Source organism: Paenibacillus sp. JNUCC32, assembly GCF_014863545.1.
Taxonomy (GTDB): domain Bacteria; phylum Bacillota; class Bacilli; order Paenibacillales; family Paenibacillaceae; genus Paenibacillus_AQ; species Paenibacillus_AQ lautus_A.
In genome coordinates this window covers 2,499,385-2,518,617 of sequence record NZ_CP062260.1, presented here as the reverse complement: position 1 = coordinate 2,518,617, position 19,233 = coordinate 2,499,385, and the positions used below count along the sequence as shown (strand labels likewise).

Genomic DNA, 19,233 nt, shown 5'->3' with positions numbered 1-19,233 from the left:
AGGAACTCACGGTATTCTATCATATTCATGGAGGTGGATTGATGTTTGACGTTCAAGGGCTGAGCCTTAAGAAAAGGCAATTTAAATTACTCACGTCCTTCATCCTTGCAATGCTTATCTTTTGTATGTCCGGTTTGCCCGCGTTCGCGGCAACCCCAGAGAAAACCGTCAACGCTTCGGCAACGCTTGCCTACAATTTAAAGGGACTTCAACACAACGTGGCTGTTCAAAAAGCCTACATCGCGGATAAATATCTGTATGTCACGCAGCGTTCCAAGGGAACCTGCTATCTTTCAAGATTGCTCATTAACGGCAATGACGCTACTTTTGTAGATAAAATGACCGTCACCAACACGGGGCACTGTCAAACGCTGGATATGTATACGTACAACGGCGTCAATTATTTCTATTTCAGTTCAAAAGCGGATCCTTCAACCGATTACTACTGGTCGCTTCAGGTAGCAAGACTGCAATATTCGGCCGGCAAGACGGTCGATTATACGGATCTGCATCGCTTTACCTATATGAATTACGCCAATAAAACGGGAGCAAGGCTGGGCGAGACCTACCGGGTTGATGGCGGCGGCAACAGTACGCATACGGTGTTCCGCGTTCAGACGAAGGAAGGAACCGTGACCTGGTCCATTTATGACACGGTCGCGCTCAATAAGCTGCTTGACAGCAATGAACAGGTGCGGATGGACAGCGCAGCCGCGGTGAACGCAGCGGTTGGCAGCTTCACGCAATCGGGCAGCGGCATCGTTAGACCGAACGGATCCTTCCAGGGGGCGGATATGCTCGGCCAAACGAAAATCTATACGTCAGGCGGAGCCGAAGGCGAAACCCCGCAGATTGCCATGATGACGAATACCGGGACTTTCAAAACCCTCGTGAAAATTACGAATGTAGGCAACCATGAAATCGAGGGAGTTCAGACCAAGAACGGCAACGTATATTTTACGATCGTGACGGATCCGGTCAATAAGCAGAATACGCAGAAGGTATATTACGTTCCGGACAGCATTTTTAATTGATGCGCAGGCGGTTTTGACTCATTGAATAGTTGCAATCAACCAAGCGAATGTAAGTCGCAGGTCACAGGCTGGACCATATTAAGTGTGTCTAGTCTGTTTCTTTTTTACCATTTTAAAGGAGCAGCTCGTGGCTTGATCTGGCGAAAATAAAACCCGTATATAATCAATTTGATTCTTACGATATTAATCTGACTAATGGAAGGAGATTCGTTCATGAAAAAATGCCTCATTTCGCTAATCGCTTGTTTGTTCCTCATTCCCCTGTTTGCAACGGGCGTCATGGCAGCGGGAAAGGGTCAAGGCAAAGAAGTAAGCACCACCGTAATGTCTTACAATATCCATCATGGGGTAGGAATCGATGGTCAGCTGAGCCTGCAGAGAATTGCGGATGTGATCCGCGACTCCGGCGCTGAGATTGTCGGGCTTCAAGAAGTGGATCGGCATTACGGGGAACGAAGCGATTTTAAAGACCAAGCCAAGGAATTGGCTGATTTGCTCGGCTATCATTACGCTTACGGCGCGAATCTTGATTTGGAACCGGGGGAAGGACAAACAAACAACCGTCAATACGGGACAGCCATCGTGAGCAAGTATCCGATACTCCGATCCGAGAATACATGGTTAAGCAGCTTCGGGAAGGAACAGCGCGGCGTTCTTCATGCCGTCGTTAATCTGAGAGGAATCCATGTAGATGTTTACAACACGCATCTCGGGCTGGATGTCACCAGCAGAACGGCACAGGCTCAGGAAATCATTGACCTTGCTTCCGGCTCCCAGGGACCTGCGCTTCTCCTGGGGGATTTTAATGCGGAACCGGACAGTTCAGAGTTTCAATTACTGTTAAACAGCGGTTTATTCGTAAACAGCTTTGAGGGAATAGACGATGCCTATACGTTCCCTGTCATCAATCCGTCGGCAACCATCGATTATATTCTGACTTCCCCTAACGTCCGGCATGCCAATCAACGCGTGATCCAAACCGAAGCATCGGATCATCTGCCGATTGCAGCCGATGTGGAATTCAAGCGATAGGTACTAGCATCGGGGAGAATAAGTTCTAATTGTATCTTAGCATGACCGGGGGCTTCCACCAAGCAATTGCTTGGTGGAAGCCTCTTTGCATTTAGGAGATGAATCGATTTTCTTCCCTTTACAGTTTTTTTACCGTCCTGTCTATATCGATAAAATAGGTTATGCTACGATACAAGCACAGGGAGGGAGTGTGCATGATAACTTGGAGATTACCGCTGATTGTATTGACGTGCCTAAGCATGGCCGTAACAGGCTGCATGCAACGCAGCAGCGGGCAGGGCACGGACGGCATATTTTCGCACTCGGCAGCTTCGAAAATGGCCGTTACAGGTGCAAAGACAAAGCTTAAGTTCTGGTCGACGGGGCGACATGACGCGAACTATATCAAAGAGGTGATTCATCGCTATAACCAAGAGAATCCCGATAACATTGAGGTTGAGATGACCGTGATGGCGGATGATTTTGCCCAATCATTGGATTTGTCTTTTGCCAGCGAACAATCACCCGACATCTTCACCCCGATCGATCTCGCTGAAATGACCCGTAAAGGCTACGTGGAACCATTGAACGAGTATATAACGCCCGTAATCAGAAGCAGGTTCGGGAAGCAGGCCTTTATCGAAGGATATAACGTATTCGATCAATGGATATACAGCCTTCCTAACAGCGGATCCACCTTACGGCTTATTTATAATGTTGAGCTGTTTGCGCGGGCCGGCATCACCTCTCCTCCGAAATCTCTTGACGAGTTAGTGGAGGCTGCTTGGAGAATCACCGAGATTGGAAAAGCAGAAGGCGTTTACGGGTTCGCGCTGCCCTATAAAATTCCGGCCAGCGCCCTCGGCCGCTCCGCCGTTCCGATAGCTGAAATAAGCGGTATCAGCGGCGATGGTTATGACTTTTCAACAGGTACCTATGACTTCTCAGGCTTAAAACCGATTATTGGCGCATTCCGGGCCATGATGGAGAATGGCAGCACGCTGCCGGGAGCTGAATCCCTGGATATCGATCCGCTCCGGGCGCAGTTTGCCGACGGTAAGATCGGGATGTATCTGTCCTATTCTTCGGAACCCGGCATTTATAAATTTCAATTTCCGGCAAAGATCAAATGGGGGGCGGCACTTCCCCCGTCGATTGACGGAACCTATAAAGGAGTGATCAATCAGGGAGTGGGAGCGACGAGATGGCTATCGATCAGCAGTCAATCGCAGCATAAGGAGGAAGCATGGAAGTTTCTCAGCTATATGTACAGCGATGAAGTCCTGATCGGGTACCAGGAAGCCGGACTTGGCATTCTATCCGTGGAATCGATAGCCAAGAAAGCCAAGAAGCCTGACATCGAGGGCATCGACGGCTTTATACCAGGCGATTATGACGGGATATGGCCTGCGTCGCCTCAAGGATTCAAACCAAACGGAAGGGAGTGGGAGGACGAATTCGTAAAGTATATCATGATCGGCGGAGACCTTGATCGATTGGTTGAAGACTTGAACGCGCGTTACAATGCCGCATTGGATCAGGAACGGGCTGCCGGCAGAGTGAATATGCAAGCCATCCCGGAGTTTGATCCGCTGCATCCTCAGGATCGTCTTATGGCAAGTGATTGATCTTATTCAAAAAGGACAACTGCTGCCACAACCGAAAATAGAGACGGAGGATGTTGATTTATGCTCTACCGACTATCGTTCAGACGCCGAATTTGGATCGCGTTCATGCTTATCGTTATTTTTGCAGTCACCACCGCAGGCGCGCTTAGCTACGTCATCGCCGAGGAAGTCGTGAAGGACAACGCTTATCAGCTTAGTCAGGATACGATCGTTAAAACTTCGAAGGTATTGGATGAGAAGCTGAATCATATCTCGCAAGCGGTTTACTCGATGATGGTCAATACGGCTTACCGAAGAGCGCTAGGGATGGACAGCAGCTATTCGGGCTCGGAGAATTACTATACGCATCTGTCCGGGCTGCAATCGACTTTTGTACAGACCAAGCTCACGGAACCTCTTATCGATTCCATTCTTATCGCAACGCGTGAGGGAGACTATTATCAGACGAGTCAGCAGCGTAATTTCTCCCATTCGTTTTATGATTCGGCGCTCTATACGTATATCAAAAGCGAGCGGCGCAAGCTATGGGTGGCCGGTCATGAGGATCTTTTCTTTGCCAGCAGGGAGAAGGTCATTTCCTTTGTAATGGAGGGTATCCCATCCCATTACATCGATGATAGTTATGTTGTAGCGAATGTCAAAATCGACTCGATTCGATCATTAATCGTTTCGGAGGACACAAATCGTAAGCCTTTCCTTCTCCTGGCCTCATCCGATGGGAGCGATGCTTTAATCGAAGATTCCGTCATAACGGATAAGTTGAAGCAGGATCCTGAGTATATGGCTGCTTTAACAGTTGAGCAGGGAAGCTTCGAATATTCGGACCAAGGCGATGAATACCTGGTTAACTTTACCAAGCTGGGTGGAGTGAAGGAGTGGACGCTATTCAGCTTTCTGCCTAAAGCTGAATTGATGAAGCAGATGGACAGCATTAAATTGACGATTCTCGGGGTGATCACGGGATGTTTGCTTGTATCTTTTGCTTTTGCGAATATGCTGACACGTTTGCTCGTAAGACCGTTAAGCCATCTGCAATCGTTAATGAAACGGGTGGAGATGAACGATCTTAACGTCCGTTATGAAAGCGAATACAATGACGAGATCACGCAGGTCGGTTATCGCTTTAACAGGATGCTGGAAGAGCTTAATCACATGTTTGACGTGGTGAAGCAGGCAGAGACGGATAAACGTCAGTCCGAGATGAGAGCCCTGCAGGCTCAAATTGATCCCCACTTTCTATATAACACGCTGAATACGGTTTATTGGAAAAGCCAGCTGAATCAATTGGAGGATGTTCAGGAAATGGTGCTGTCCCTGTCACAGCTGTTCCAGCTCGGCCTCAATCGAGGCAAGGAGATGACGTCAATTGAGCACGAGTTACTCCACGTTGAGGAGTATTTAAAAATTCAGCAGAGATGTTATGAAACGCTGTTTACCTATTCCATCGAGGTCGATCCCCTGGTCGATATGCAGCAGCCGATCCTAAAAATCATGCTGCAGCCGCTGGTTGAAAACTCCATCCTGCATGGCTTTAATGATCGCAATGATGGTGGAATTATTCGGATCCAAGTTAAACAGGATGATACCCATCTTTATTTCATCGTGGAGGATAACGGATTAGGATTTAGCGAAAATAACGCGGCGGATCCAGAGCTTCGGCAACCTGCTGCCTTTGCTTCATCGGGTTATGCGCTGCATAATGTTCGATTGCGATTACAACTTCAGTATGGAAGCAAGGCCGGCTTGCATATGGAAAGCGAACCTAACCTATGTACTCGGGTCTCGATCATCATCCCCCGTTTACCAGTACCCGAAGGGAGTTGACTTAAGGACGATGAGCGTTATATCGACAACGATATGCTTCATTGACGATATTCAGAGCGTGGTCGACGGCATATCCAAGCAAATCAGCTGGGAACGTCATGGGATCACGGTATGCGGAACGGCCATAAATGGAGAAGACGGATTGAACCTGATCACAACAAGCAAACCGGATATCATCGTGACCGACATTCGAATGCCGAAGCTCGACGGTTTGGAATTGACCCGGCGCGTCAAAGAATTGCTGCCGCGCAGCAAGGTCATCTTGATGACGGGTTTCAGTGATTTCGAATATGCGAAGCAAGCCGTTCAGCTTGGAGCGTTCAACTTGATTACCAAGCCTTTTTCGCTGGCCCATATTGAGGAGATTGTTGTAAAGGCCAAAGAAGAGATCGAGGCGCTGCGAAACCAAGAGCATCATATCGCTGATTTGGAGCAGCGGGTTCAAGAGAGTATGCCGTTTCTGCGTCAGGAATTGTTTGCATGGCTGCTGCATCATAAGGTGAATGAGCAGGAAGCGAAGCAACGGTGGGAATATGTTAAGCCTGATTTGGAGCCCAGGCATCTGCTCGTTATGATTCTTGAAATCGACGGTTATGACGATAAGTATCGGGATTCGCCGATGAACGAACTCGAGCTTGCCAGGTTCGCGTTGAAAAATATTACGGAAGAGACCATCGCTTTATATACTAGGGGACTGGTATTCCGGGACTCGGCAAACCGTCTGGTAGCGGTGTTGAATGCGCCGTTATCAGATTCAGCGGCAGCAATAGCGGAGGCGTGCTGTCACCATGTGAGCGAATATACATCTTTAACGGTATCCATAGGAATTGGCAGAATCGTTTCGTATATCCACGACTTGTATGCATCGTATGATCAAGCTTTGCATGCACTGTCGTATCATTTCTATACCGGCGGCAATGCGGTTATCTCCTATGAAGAGGTGGCTAACACGGAAATGTCCTTGCCGCGCAGCATTCGAAGTGCAGAACAAGAGATGGTGTACGCAATACAATCCGGCAACGTCAGTCAAGCCATAATGAGACTCGATCACATCCTCGACGAGTTTAAGGACAGGATACCGCTTCCCAAACCGGAATATTTCATCAGCCTATATTATGAGCTGGCATATATGATGCTTCGGGCGATACAAGAGAAGGTACCGATGAATGAATTGGCCGATTTGAGCTCGATCGTTCGGGAAGGAAGGGTGAGCTCCGAGAGATCCTTGGCGGACATGAGAAGGGTGCTGCATCACATCGTAACGCTGGGCTGTGAACGCATCGAGAATCAGAGCCGTTCCGCGGCCGTGAAAATCATTCAGGATGCCATTCAATATGTAAAATCCAATTTGGATCAGGACATCAGCCTTAGTGCTTGCGCGAAGGCGGTTCACCTGAGCCCCAGCTATTTTGCCGGCTTGTTCAAGAAAGTGACGGGGATGGCATTTAGTCATTATGTTACCCAGATACGGATCGAGGAGGCTAAGCGTTTGCTCTTGGAGGATCGGCCGATTCAGGAAATTGCAGAGTCTCTTGGTTATGCGGAGCGCCGTTATTTTAGCGACGTTTTCAAAAAGTATACGCAGATGACGCCATCGGAGTTTAAGCAGGCGCACCTAGATAACAACTTTCCATTGCAAAAGGAGGGAGTTCGTGAATAGCCGCATTGAGGAAGCCATTGATTGGCCGGTGTTTATGTCCAGGCACGACATGTTATGGTCGACGCGTCCGATCAGCTGGGATGAAGGGGCGTTTCTTGGAAACGGCATGCTGGGCGCGATGATGTATAGCGAGGAACACCGGGATAAACGGAACGTGCTGCGCTTTGTGCTTGGACGGTCGGATATCACCGCATCACGCCCGGGTAATCGGGATTTTCCGGTACGCGTGCCCATCGGCGAGCTCGCTTTGGAGCTGGAGGGCTGGATTTATCAGCCCTGCGAAATCCGATTGGATTTATGGAATGCTGAGCTTAGAGCGGTTATACCGACAACCAAAGGGGAGGTCAGGATTCGCGCGCTGATTCATGCAACGGCTCCGGTACTTCTTGTGGAGCTGGACGCAGATGAAGGGGAACACGATGCGAAGCTGAAGTGGTACGCTTATCCGGAGGTTGACCCCGTATTGAAGAATGCGGACGGGATTAATCTCAACCAGTTTATTCCCGAAACCACTGTTCAGCATTTGAAATCCGGCGAGATATCGATCGGCGTCCAGGAATATGGAAGCGGGGAAGGCTGCACTACAGCTTGGCTTACATGCCGCCCTGATCCGACCGAACGAAAGTTGGGGAAATGGAACAGGCAAACCTGTATCTTAACCGTCATGAAAGGGGTGGAAAATACCGTTCGCGATCAAGCGGTTCAAGAGCTTCGGGCTGTCCCCCTCTCAACCATCGGTTGGGAAGCTTGGCTGCATGCCCATCGCCAATGGTGGCATCATTATTACCCGGAGAGTTTCATATCCATACCGGATACGCAGCTGGAGAGCTTTTACTGGATTCAGATGTATAAGCTGGCTTCTGCGACCCGAGCGGACTCACTCCCTATCGATAATCAAGGTCCGTGGCTCACTTCCACGCCATGGCCGGGGTTATGGTTCAATATGAATGTTCAGATGAGTTATTCCCCAATCTATACGGCGAATCGTCTCCATCTCGGCATGTCGCTGATTCGCTCATTGCAGGAGCATCAGGAGCAGCTGATCCGAAACGTTCCCGAAGCCTACCGTAAGGATTCGGCCGGACTCGGCCGGAGCTCCAGCTATGACCTGCACAGCCCGGTCACGGATGAAGTGGGGAATTTAACGTGGGTCATGCATAACTGCTGGCGTCACTGCCGTTATGCCATGGACGACAATATGCTGCAAGACGTGGTCTTTCCACTCCTGCGGCGCAGTGTGTGTTTATATTTGCATCTTCTTGAGGAAGGGCAGGACGGCCGACTTCATTTACCACCGACGGTTTCGCCTGAATACGGCTCCTTCAAGCAGTTGAAGATTGCCGATGCCCATTATGATTTGGCCCTGCTGCGCTGGGGATGTGAAACCTTAATCCGCATCACGGATAAGCTCGGCATTCATGATTCACTGCATGATCGCTGGCGGGATGTCCTGGACCGATTGGTACCCTTTCCGGTCGATAGTTCCGGTTATATGATCGGCGAGAATCAGCGCTTGGATTTTGGACACCGGCATTTCAGCCACCTGCTGGCAGCATTTCCGCTGCAACTCGTAGGCGATACCGAAGAGGAGAGGGAGCTTATCCTTCGCTCGCTCCGCCATTGGATCGGACTTGAAGGAGATTTGCGCGGATTCAGCTTCACCGGAGCAGCCTCGATTGGGGCCATACTCGGACTAGGCGATGAAGCATTGGCGTATTTAAGAAGCTTAATGCATCTCATCAAGCCGAACACCATGTATAAAGAGGCGGGACCGGTCATCGAAACGCCGCTCGCGGGGGCGGAGTCGATCCATGATATGCTGCTCCAGAGCAGAGGGGAGCGAATCAGCGTTTTCCCCGCTGTTCCTGAGGAGTGGCCGGAGGCGGTATTTCATCGGCTGCGGTCGGAAGGCGGCTTTCTTGTGAGTGCTGTTCGGGAGGAGGGGCGTACCGCTTGGATACATATTTGCAGTCTTGCGGGTGGATCGTGCCGAATCGCAACGGATATGGTTTCATCACCGGATGCCGGCTTGGTATTGGAGATCGGGGGCATGTCCACAGTATGTCCGATCCAGGCTGACGGATGGATCCATCTGGTTATGCAGGCGGGAGAAGAAGCTTATATATACAGCGATCATTGGAGCGGATCTTCGCCTTTCAAGATCTCGCCCATCCCTGCAGAGAAGGGGAATTGCAATATGTTCGGCAGCCGCAAGCCATGGAGGCTGTACGGAATTCCCCGTTAACCGTATGAATGCCGAAAGCCAACTACAGATCTCGTCCGAAGAGCAGCCTTATCCCCATCAAGGCTGCTCTTATCATAAACAGCAGGTGATAAGGAGGAATAATCGCATGTTCAGCACCCTTCGCAAATATAACCGCAGCGTCATTACGGCATGGCTGTTCTCTTATATTACCGTATTAATGGTGCCAGTCCTGATCAGCTTTGTACTCTATTCGATCTCGTACCATCAAGTGAGGAGCGAAACCAACCGGGCAAACGGGTTACTTCTTCAGCAAATGGAAATGTCCATTGACAGCAAGCTGAAGAGCCTTGAGCGATTAAGCCTGGAAATTGCGTTAAACAAGGAGATTTCTGCATTTTCCAGCGCGGAGCTCCCGCTTCGCGATCCTCAATATTATGATGTGTTCAAGATATCCGAAAGCCTGCGAACGTATAAAAATGCGAACGATTCCATCGAAGATATATACGTCATGTACCTGAACAGCGGTACGGTTATATCAACGTTTGATCACACGAACGGCAGGGGCCTCTATCAAAAGCTGAGACAGCCGGACGACACCTCCTATGATCAGTGGACGGATTTTTTCGAGCAAAGATATGTAAACGGTTACAAACCCATGGTGTTTAATGACAGCATGGAGAGCTTCCCGGTTGTCGTGTTCGCCCATTCCCTCGTATTCAACTCTCCGGCCCAGCCTTCGGCCGTTGTCCTGTTCTTGATCAAGGATTCGAAACTAATCGAGAGCGTTCCCCAGCAAAAGGGTGCCAATATGTTCATTATAGATGCGGAAAGCCGGTACATCGCTGCATCCGACAAGGATCTGGCCGTACCTGCAAATCTGCGTTATGAACATTTGCAAGGAGACAGCGGAATGATCTATATGAAATCGGATGCGGGGCAGACCGCGCTTTCCTATATTACGTCCCAAGTCACCGGCTGGAAATATGTATCGGTACTCCCGGCGGCTTTGTTTAATGAGAAAATGAAAAATTTACGCCTTTTGACATGGCTCAGCATAGCCCTATGCCTGATCATTGGAGGCTTGGTCACGGGATTGTTATTACGCCGAAACTATATGCCGGTTCAATTGATGCTGCACAGTTTATCCAAGCAATTCGGCCTCAGATTTGACCGGGGGGCCAATGAATACGCATTCCTGGAGGGGGCGATTCAACATCAATTCCATGAAAAAGCAGATATACAAACGCAGCTTCGCAAACATGGCAATACGATTCGAGCTCATTTGCTGCGGCGCCTCCTGAAGGGGTACGCCGATCATGATCAATCGCTCCAGAGCGCCCTCCCGGCCCACGATATCCGGTTTCGATCGGAGCGATCTGTCGTCATGCTGATATCGATCGATCATTTTGGCAAGTTTGAGCAGTTTGGCATCCGTGGGCTCCCGGATCAGAAGCAGCAAATGCTCTATTTCGTGCTGACGAATGTCCTTGAGGATACGGCATCCAATGAAGCGGTCGCTTTTACGACGGAAATGAACGATGTGCTTGCTTGTATTGTTAACTTTAGAGCGGAAATCCCTGAGGAGCAGGAGCTATCCGTTCTGAACCGAATGCTGGCCGAGGTCCAGGATTTCATGGGCAAACATATCGAAACGGAGCTTACGCTGGCCGTAGGACAGGTCCATACGGGCTTGCACGGCATCGCTCAATCTTATCAAGAGGCTCTAACCGCGCTTGAGTACCGCATTGTGATAGGGAGCGGCCAGTTTATCCAGTACAGCGATACTCTGATGAGTAAAGGTAAGCAATCCCACCGTTTCTATTATCCTCTAAGTGTTGAGCAGCAGTTCGTTTATGTGGTGAAAAGCGGGAACTACGACAAAGCGGAAGCGATTCTTGAAGATATTTTTCAAGCCAATTTTACCAAGCACCCGGTTTCGGTTCCACTTGCCAAATGCCTGATGTACAACTTGGCAAGCACGATGCTGAATACCCTTGAGGAAGTGAAGGCGGGAAGCAAGCGAACATGGGAAGACCATTACATTGAAGTGAATCCATTGCTCGAGTGCGATCATGTTCCGGAGATGAAGGATCGGATGAAACAAATGCTCGGGGATGTCTGCGGATGGATTCTGGCCGAGAAACGGGATCATCATCGTTATTTCATCGAAGATGTCCGGCTGTATATCGAAGAGAACCTTTATGACCCGAGTTTGAATATTTCGATGATCGGCGATGCTTTTCAGCGGACTCCGTCTTACGTTTCGAGACTCTATAAGGATTACACCGGAGAAACCTTGCTGGATTCCATCAACCGTCTTCGTGTGGCTGAGGCGAAAGAACTGCTGGCCCATGGGAAACTTACCGTAAATGAAATCGCGGGCCGGGTCGGTTACGCGGATGTCAGCACATTTCTGCGAATCTTCAAAAAATTCGAAGGCATCACCCCCGGAAAATACCAGAAAACCGCGCTATAAACCGGATTTTGAGATGGCGAAACATCGATTTTTAAGAAATTGCCTGCGATTTTAGATTTTGTCTATGTTAACGGATTCGGTTTTATTGAACAATGACATCGGATAGGTCGGCAAGACCGCCGATCTGATCCTTATCCTAAAATCGGGGGAATGATGATGGTACATCGTATGCTGGCCAAAGACAGCTTGCTGAGAAATTTGAAGTCAGGATTGACCGCCGTATTGTTAACTAGTTTGCTGCTTGCGGGTTGTTCGTCAGGGAGTAAGGAGAATACGCCGGAGGCAAAGCCGAACGACGGCGGGAAGGATGCGTCAACCGCAATCGGCTCATCGTATCCGCTGAACACAACCGAAACGATCACGTCTTGGGAAATCTTGAACATGAATGCCGTAACCTTCTATTCCAATCTTGCGGATACACCGTTCGGGAAGGCGCTTGTCGACCAAACGGGAGTGCAGGTCGAGTACATTCATCCGAATGATCAGCAGACCACCGAGCAATTCAATCTGATGATTGCCTCCGATGAGCTTCCGGACGTCATTGAATATGATTGGACCGGAAGAAGTGCGGGCTCTTATCCGGGCGGACCGGAGAAAGCCATCCAGGACGGCGTGATTCTGGAACTTAATGATCTGATTGATCAATATGCGCCCAACTTGAAGAAGAAACTCGAAGCGGACCCGACGCTTGATCGCATGGTCAAAACAGACAGCGGCAAGTATTATGTATTTCCCATGATCCGCAATCCGTCCGGGCTCGTCTTCCGCGGGCCCATGATCCGCCAAGATTGGCTGGAAGAGCTTGGGCTGCCCGTGCCGACGACCATAGAGGAGTGGGAGAAGACGCTAATCGCCTTTCGCGACGAAAAAGGAGCCACTGCGCCGCTTAGCGTGACGTATACCGGCGGAAATTTTGAGATCCGCGATGCCTTCATCGGAGCTTACAAGACATCGAACTCCTTCTATGTAGATGATGAAGGAAAGGTAAAGTATGGGCCTATGGATCCGCAATACAAGGATTTCCTGGCCTTGTTCCGCAAATGGTTCGCGGAAGGGTTGTTTGACAAGGATTTCGCGCTCACCGATACGAAAGCATTGGATAACAAGATCTTGACCGGGCAGACCGGGGCCACGGTACATCTCCTCAGCGGCGGCATGGGCAAATGGATGGACGCCATGAAGGAGCAGGATCCGAAATTCAAGCTGGTCGGCGCTCCATATCCAACGCTCAATCCGGGCGAAATTCCCTTTATCGGACAACGGGACTTCAAGTACAATCCGGGACCGAGCAAGGCCATCACAACGGCTGCCAAAAATCCCGAGCTGATCGTACGCTGGCTTGATTATGCTTACAGCGAAGAAGGCTCGTTGCTCTATAACTTTGGCATTGAAGGGGAGAGCTATGTGATGGAGAACGGCGCTCCGATGTATACCGATTTGATTAAAAACAATGAGAAGTACAGTCTGCAGCAGATGGTATCGCAGTATTCCAAGCCGAATGGTCCATACGAAGCGGATGAACGTCGGAATTGGAATACGTTCCCCGAGCAGGATGAGGCCGTGAAAGTATGGTCGAAGACGGATGCCGAGAAGCATATACTGCCTGGCTTCCTGACGCCAACCGCCGAAGAAAGCAAGGAGCTTGGCAAGATTCTAACCGAAGTAAGCAACTATAAAGAGGAAATGTTTGTCAAGTTCATTGTCGGCAAGGAGCCGATGGAGAGTTATGACAAGTATGTGGAGCAGCTCAAGAAGCTGGGTATTGAGCGGGCGGTTGAAATCTATCAAAGCGCACTGGATCGATACAACAGCAGATAACGAAATCATAACGCGCGGGGAATGGAGCGGTTCATTCCCCCGATAACTTGTTACTTCAATAGACCGTACATGAGGAGTGAGAACGGCATGGCGAAACTTCCGCCTCCGACACGCACGTCAATTCCTTCAAACACGGCAGGACTGAATCCTCGAAAATGGGGCTTGCTGAAGGACATTAGCAAAAATCGTTTCCTGTACATCATGTTGATTCCGGTACTTCTATATTTCGCGGTTTTTCATTATTTTCCGATGTACGGGGCGTCCATAGCTTTTAAAGAGTTCTCCCCACGTCTTGGTATCATGGGAAGTCCATGGGCCGGCTGGGAGCATTTCGAATCGTTTTTCAACGGCATTTACTTCTGGCGAGTTGTCAAGAATACGCTGTTAATCAGCTTTTATGAACTGATCTTTGGCTTTCCGGCCCCCATTATATTGGCGCTCCTGCTGAACGAAATCAGAAAAACCGCATTCAAACGTACGGTTCAAACCATAACCTATATGCCGCATTTTATTTCGCTGGTCGTTGTTTGCGGCATCATTAAGGAATTCACGATGAGTGACGGGTTAATCAACGATATCATGGCCTTTTTCGGATGGGAACGGGTCTCCCTTCTGCTGGAATCCGAATATTTCCGGACTCTTTTCGTAACCTCCGGAATTTGGCAGAACATCGGCTGGGGGACCATCATCTACCTTGCCGCCTTGGCCGGTATCGACCAAGAACAATATGAGGCCGCGAAGATCGATGGAGCCAACCGGTGGAGGCAAATGCTGAACGTGACGCTGCCGGGGATAATGCCAACGATAGTCATTCTGTTCATTCTTGAGATCGGCAGGCTGATGAACGTCGGCAGCGAGAAAATCATTCTGCTCTATAACCCGTCAATCTACGATACCGCAGACGTCATTAGCTCCTATGTGTACCGGGTCGGGCTGCAGGAATTCAATTACAGCTTCAGCTCGGCAGTAGGGCTGTTCAATTCGGCCATCAATTTCACGCTTGTCATCGGCTCAAACTGGCTGAGCCGCAGGATGAACAAAACCAGCTTGTGGTAGGAGGTGAAGGGAATGGAATGGAGAGCAGGGAATCGATCGGTCGGCGAAAAGCTGTTTGATATGTTTAATTACGCCTTGTTGACCATCATCACATTATGTACGTTGTATCCATTGATCTACGTGCTGTTTGCTTCCTTGAGTGATCCAACCCGTTACATGCAGCATTCGGGGATTCTGTGGAAGCCGCTGGATATGACGTTTAACGCTTATCGGCTCGTGTTTGATAATCCGATGATTATTCAAGGATACATGAATACGTTCCTTATCGTTTCCGGCGGCTTGGTGCTTAATATTACATTGACCGCGTTCGGAGCGTATGCACTGTCCCGGAAGGGATTGCGATATCGTAAGCAGCTGATGCTGTTTATCGTATTTACGATGTTTTTCAGCGGCGGCTTGATTCCCCTGTATTTTACAGTAAAAGGCTTGGAGCTAACCAATACGCTGTGGTCTTTAATTATTCCACAGGCCATATCTGCTTTTAATCTGATTATCATGAGAACGGCTTTTGAGGCGGTGCCGGATAGTCTGGAAGAATCGGCCAAGATCGACGGAGCCAATGAATTTGTCATCTTATTCCGAATCATGATGCCGCTCTGCATGCCGGTTATCGCCGTCATGCTGCTGTATTACGGCGTCAGTCACTGGAATTCATGGTTTCAGGCCATGATCTATCTGCAGGATCGCTCCTTGTATCCGCTGCAGCTCGTCCTGCGGGAGCTGCTGCTTCTGAACGATGCAAGTTCTATGGCAAGCGGTGCGAGCGGCGGGGAAGTCGCCGTCATCGGCGAGACGCTGAAGCATGCGACCATTATCGTGGCGACGGTCCCGATTCTGCTGGTTTATCCGTTTCTGCAGAAGTATTTCGTGAAGGGCGCTCTAATTGGTGCCATTAAAGGATAGCGATAGGAGGATATAGGATGAGTAAACTAGAGACCCGCCCTCAACTCGACTTGGATACGTGGTGGAATGGTGCTCGCATGAAGGTGGACCGGATATTGGCCAGAAAGCCAGATCTTGCACCGCATGCGGCCAAGGACGGAGAATACGACGGTTTGACGTTGGATAACTGGATCTCGGGTTTTTGGCCGGGAATGCTGTGGATTGTTTACGATATGACCGGAGATACGAAATATCGGAAAGCGGCGTGGGACTTTGATATTCGGATGGAGCGCTTGACGCTGGAAGAAAGCCGCTTTCACCATGATGTGGGATTTCAGTATTTGCCGACATCCGTCATGAAATACAAGTTGACCGGCGATGCAGACGGCAAAAGGCGAGGGCTTGCGGCTGCCAACTTTCTGGCAGGGCGGTTTAACCTGGCCGGCCAATACATCAGGGCATGGAACAAGGATCTTCCGGGATGGGCCATCATCGATTGTCTCATGAACTTATCCCTTTTGTATTGGGCTGCCGAAGAAGGAGAAGACCCTCGATTCCGCCACATCGCAAATGCCCACGCAAACATGGCATTACGGCATATGATTCGTGCCGATGGATCCACCTGCCATGTTGCCGTATTTGATCCGGAAAGCGGAGAGCTGCTGGAGTATAAAGGCTGGCAGGGCTATGCCCCGGATTCCTGTTGGTCCAGAGGGAATGCGTGGGCGTTGTATGGGATGGCCAACGCTTACCGATACACGAACAATTTAAATTACTTGCAAGCCGCCAAGCAGGTAGCTCATCATTTTATAGCCTCATTACAAGAACATGGGGTCCCGCCATGGGATTTCCGCGTACCGGATCCCGAAACCGAGCCGTGCGACACTTCGGCCGCGGCCATTGCCGCTTCAGGATTATTGGAGCTGGCTGCCCTGACAACCCCGGAGATTGGCGCTGTGTACCGGAAAGCCGCTGAACGAATCATCGCGGTTTTGTCAACGGAGTATGCAGCCTTTCAGGCCCCTGAGCATGAGGGGATCCTGTTTGGAGGAACCGGCCATAAGCCGGCGGATACCAATATCAATGTATCGCTTATATATGGGGATTATTATTACATTGAGGCACTCGCGAAGCTTCGGGGCTGGGCCCATCGCGTATTCTGATCGGTTATCGGTACGTTAATATTCGAAGCGAGGTGAACGGATATGAGAACGTTATTTACCGCATTAAACCTACGGTCTCTCCGATCGATAAATATGGGACTAGTTATAATCCTGTTGATCGGAACACTGATGATAACACCTTCAGAAGCCCAAGGGGCTTCGGGTGATGCAGGAGGGAGCAGCATGAATCGGATCGAGAGCACGGTAACGGCTAGCAGCTACCAACCGGGCACGAATTACGTACCGGGGAATGTGTTGGACGGGGTATGGGGCGAGGACGCGGAGAGCCAGCAAAGCCGCTGGTCCGCTTCCGGTCAAGGACAATGGCTGCAGTTTGATCTGGGCACGGAACAGACGGTCACGTATGTGAATATTGCCTTTTTGAATGCCAGAGAGCGTCTGTCCAGTTTTGAGATATTAGCTTCGCATACCGAAGATTTTCAATCCAGCACCGTTGTGTTTGAACGACAATTCAGCCGGCAGCTGCAGCCGGAAGACAGCCTCTTGCAAACTTATGTATTGCAAAGTCCGGTGAAAGCCAGGTATTTGCGGTTGTTTGGATATGGCAATAACGCCGGCGGCAGCTCGGGAAACTGGAACAGCATCATGGAAGTAGAGCTTTATGCAGGGAAAGTGCCGGGTGAATCACCGGAAGAGCCGCCACCGCCACTTCCTCCCAACGCCGGCGAAGTGAAGGAGGAGGACGTGAAGCCCCCGGAGCTGAAGCGAGTTTCGGTTCGTACGGCGGAACAATTGCAGCAGGCGCTGGATCAGGCAGTGGCCGGCACGCTGATTGAATTGAAGGATGGGACCTATGAGCAGAACGGTCCATTTATTGTGAAGGATAAACACGGCTCTGCGGCCTATCCGATTCGGATAACCGGGAAGTCCGGCAAAGCCGTTATCAGCGGCAATAGTTACATGCACATTGAAAATTCAAGTTATGTTGAAGTCAGCGGGCTCACGTTCCGGAACGGGATCGGCGATGAGAATGGAATACAGACCTTGACTGACCGTGGGTTGGCACATCGGGCGCTTACGGGGGTACACCCGGGCATTCAATTGGAAAGCTCAAGCCGGATATCCATATTAGGCAACAGCTTTGCCTTGAATGAAACAGGTCAGCCTTATCGATTCAAGGCTCAAAACAGGAATGTATGGTGCCTGCTCGATGTCGAGGACAGCTGCCGGTACAGCGGTGATCAGTATGATCCGAATGGCGAAGTATTTGAGGGGTTAACGCCATATGAAGATCCGAAGCTGATAACGGACAATGGCACGCACCGACATTATATCCGGGTCGAAGGAACGAGCAGCCATAACCGGATCGCTTATAATGATATCGGACCGAAGAAGGGTTTTGGCGCAGTCGTGATATATGATGGCGAAGGGCATAGCGGGCAGCATATATCGCAATACGATGTTATTGAATACAATTATTTTCACGGAATCGGTCCGCGGGTAACCAACGGGCTGGAGGCCATCAGGCTCGGTCTTTCCAGTACATCCCTCTCCTCCGGATATATTACGATTCAGCATAATTTGTTCGACGGGTTTCATGGCGAAGACGAAGTAATATCGGTGAAGAGCAGTGACAATATCATACGGTATAACACGATTCGCAATTCATACGGCGGGATCGTGTCACGACACGGAAACCGCAACAGCTTCTACGGCAACCATCTCATCGGCGATGGGGTGACACCGGGCAGCAGCGGGTTCCGGATATACGGCAACGATCACAAAATCTATAACAATTACATGGAAGGTCTTACGGATAAAGTGATTCGCCTTGATGGCGGAACGCATGACGGCGGGCCGGAAGGCAGTACGAATCCGGTGGTGCGCTGGGGTGGAAACCAGGAACAAACCGCGAGGCTGGGGGACCTGCCGGCCGAGCAAAGGACTGAACTTCTGCGCGGACACTGGAGGCAGTACAACGTACAGATTTACAACAATACCATCGTGAATGTCGGCAACCAAACGACGGCCTTCAATCTCGGCGGCAGAACCTATCAACCCGTAGGAACTAAGATATACAACAATTTGATATTCAGCCATGCAAGTACGATATTCCATGAAACCGATGCGGTTATTCAAGCACCCGATCAGGAGCGGGTGGAATACAAGGGGAATAAACTTGAGGGGAATGCACCGATCTCGAACAATCCGATCGTGGACAGAGAGATGAACAAACAAGACCTTCGTTTGGTGCGCAGCAAGGACGGACTTATCCGGTTATCCATCTATAGCCCCGCCGTTGACGCTGCCCTGGCTCCTTATGCTGCAGCGGAGGACATGGATGGACAGCTTCGGTATATCCCGGACGTAGGTGCAGATGAGTATGACTCAGGTAAACAGCGGTCCAATCCTCCGCTCACTGCCCGTGATGTCGGCCCGGACGCCTGGATAAAATAAAGCAGCGCCGTGGGGACCCATCGTGTCTGCTGATCCACGTCGCCTGTCGCACGCATT

12 protein-coding genes are annotated in these 19,233 nt (G+C 50.1%); all 12 read left to right on the top strand.

Annotated elements, in window-relative coordinates:
- Positions 1–41: 41 nt before the first annotated feature.
- The 12 genes from JNUCC32_RS11195 (at position 42) to JNUCC32_RS11140 (ending at position 19,176) form a co-directional block, all read left to right on the top strand.
- Positions 42–1,034, top strand: coding sequence for a helveticin J family class III bacteriocin (locus JNUCC32_RS11195; protein ID WP_036663222.1), 993 nt, complete (start codon positions 42–44; stop codon positions 1,032–1,034).
- Between the two features lie 213 nt (positions 1,035–1,247).
- Complete coding sequence (locus tag JNUCC32_RS11190; protein WP_192572064.1) at positions 1,248–2,066, top strand: endonuclease/exonuclease/phosphatase family protein; 819 nt, start codon at positions 1,248–1,250, stop codon at positions 2,064–2,066.
- Positions 2,067–2,260: 194 nt separating this feature from the next.
- Complete coding sequence (locus JNUCC32_RS11185) at positions 2,261–3,673, top strand: ABC transporter substrate-binding protein (protein WP_192572063.1); 1,413 nt, start codon at positions 2,261–2,263, stop codon at positions 3,671–3,673.
- A gap of 60 nt (positions 3,674–3,733) precedes the next feature.
- The gene (locus tag JNUCC32_RS11180; protein ID WP_192572062.1) at positions 3,734–5,497 is read left to right on the top strand and encodes a sensor histidine kinase; all 1,764 of its coding nucleotides are present in this window, start codon (positions 3,734–3,736) and stop codon (positions 5,495–5,497) included.
- A 10-nt stretch (positions 5,498–5,507) separates the two neighbouring features.
- The gene (locus JNUCC32_RS11175) at positions 5,508–7,157 is read left to right on the top strand and encodes a helix-turn-helix domain-containing protein (protein WP_192572061.1); all 1,650 of its coding nucleotides are present in this window, start codon (positions 5,508–5,510) and stop codon (positions 7,155–7,157) included.
- Positions 7,150–9,402: a glycosyl hydrolase family 95 catalytic domain-containing protein gene (locus JNUCC32_RS11170; protein WP_192572060.1), complete on the top strand. Its 2,253-nt coding sequence runs from the start codon at positions 7,150–7,152 to the stop codon at positions 9,400–9,402. Before JNUCC32_RS11175 ends, JNUCC32_RS11170 begins: the two co-directional genes overlap by 8 nt.
- 106 nt (positions 9,403–9,508) lie before the next feature.
- Positions 9,509–11,839 carry a helix-turn-helix domain-containing protein gene (locus JNUCC32_RS11165; protein WP_192572059.1) on the top strand — a complete coding sequence of 777 codons (2,331 nt, stop codon included), beginning with the start codon at positions 9,509–9,511 and terminating at the stop codon, positions 11,837–11,839.
- Positions 11,840–11,992: 153 nt separating this feature from the next.
- Complete coding sequence (locus tag JNUCC32_RS11160; RefSeq protein WP_228468940.1) at positions 11,993–13,657, top strand: extracellular solute-binding protein; 1,665 nt, start codon at positions 11,993–11,995, stop codon at positions 13,655–13,657.
- Between the two features lie 87 nt (positions 13,658–13,744).
- Positions 13,745–14,713 (top strand): ABC transporter permease, encoded by a 969-nt coding sequence (locus tag JNUCC32_RS11155; protein WP_192572058.1) that lies wholly within the window; start codon positions 13,745–13,747, stop codon positions 14,711–14,713.
- A 12-nt stretch (positions 14,714–14,725) separates the two neighbouring features.
- On the top strand, positions 14,726–15,616 hold the full coding sequence (locus tag JNUCC32_RS11150; RefSeq protein ID WP_192572057.1) for a carbohydrate ABC transporter permease: 891 nt from the start codon (positions 14,726–14,728) through the stop codon (positions 15,614–15,616).
- Between the two features lie 17 nt (positions 15,617–15,633).
- Positions 15,634–16,758 carry a glycoside hydrolase family 88 protein gene (locus JNUCC32_RS11145; protein WP_228468939.1) on the top strand — a complete coding sequence of 375 codons (1,125 nt, stop codon included), beginning with the start codon at positions 15,634–15,636 and terminating at the stop codon, positions 16,756–16,758.
- A gap of 183 nt (positions 16,759–16,941) precedes the next feature.
- Positions 16,942–19,176, top strand: coding sequence for a chondroitinase-B domain-containing protein (locus JNUCC32_RS11140; protein WP_192572056.1), 2,235 nt, complete (start codon positions 16,942–16,944; stop codon positions 19,174–19,176).
- Positions 19,177–19,233: the final 57 nt, after the last annotated feature.

Coding starts and splice junctions, on each gene's coding strand:
- JNUCC32_RS11175 (WP_192572061.1), top strand. CDS start 5,508: ATGAGCGTTATATCGACAACGATATGCTTCATTGACGATATTCAGAGC.
- JNUCC32_RS11190 (WP_192572064.1), top strand. CDS start 1,248: ATGAAAAAATGCCTCATTTCGCTAATCGCTTGTTTGTTCCTCATTCCC.
- JNUCC32_RS11180 (WP_192572062.1), top strand. CDS start 3,734: ATGCTCTACCGACTATCGTTCAGACGCCGAATTTGGATCGCGTTCATG.
- JNUCC32_RS11195 (WP_036663222.1), top strand. CDS start 42: ATGTTTGACGTTCAAGGGCTGAGCCTTAAGAAAAGGCAATTTAAATTA.
- JNUCC32_RS11160 (WP_228468940.1), top strand. CDS start 11,993: ATGATGGTACATCGTATGCTGGCCAAAGACAGCTTGCTGAGAAATTTG.
- JNUCC32_RS11145 (WP_228468939.1), top strand. CDS start 15,634: ATGAGTAAACTAGAGACCCGCCCTCAACTCGACTTGGATACGTGGTGG.
- JNUCC32_RS11140 (WP_192572056.1), top strand. CDS start 16,942: ATGAATCGGATCGAGAGCACGGTAACGGCTAGCAGCTACCAACCGGGC.
- JNUCC32_RS11155 (WP_192572058.1), top strand. CDS start 13,745: ATGGCGAAACTTCCGCCTCCGACACGCACGTCAATTCCTTCAAACACG.
- JNUCC32_RS11185 (WP_192572063.1), top strand. CDS start 2,261: ATGATAACTTGGAGATTACCGCTGATTGTATTGACGTGCCTAAGCATG.
- JNUCC32_RS11150 (WP_192572057.1), top strand. CDS start 14,726: ATGGAATGGAGAGCAGGGAATCGATCGGTCGGCGAAAAGCTGTTTGAT.
- JNUCC32_RS11165 (WP_192572059.1), top strand. CDS start 9,509: ATGTTCAGCACCCTTCGCAAATATAACCGCAGCGTCATTACGGCATGG.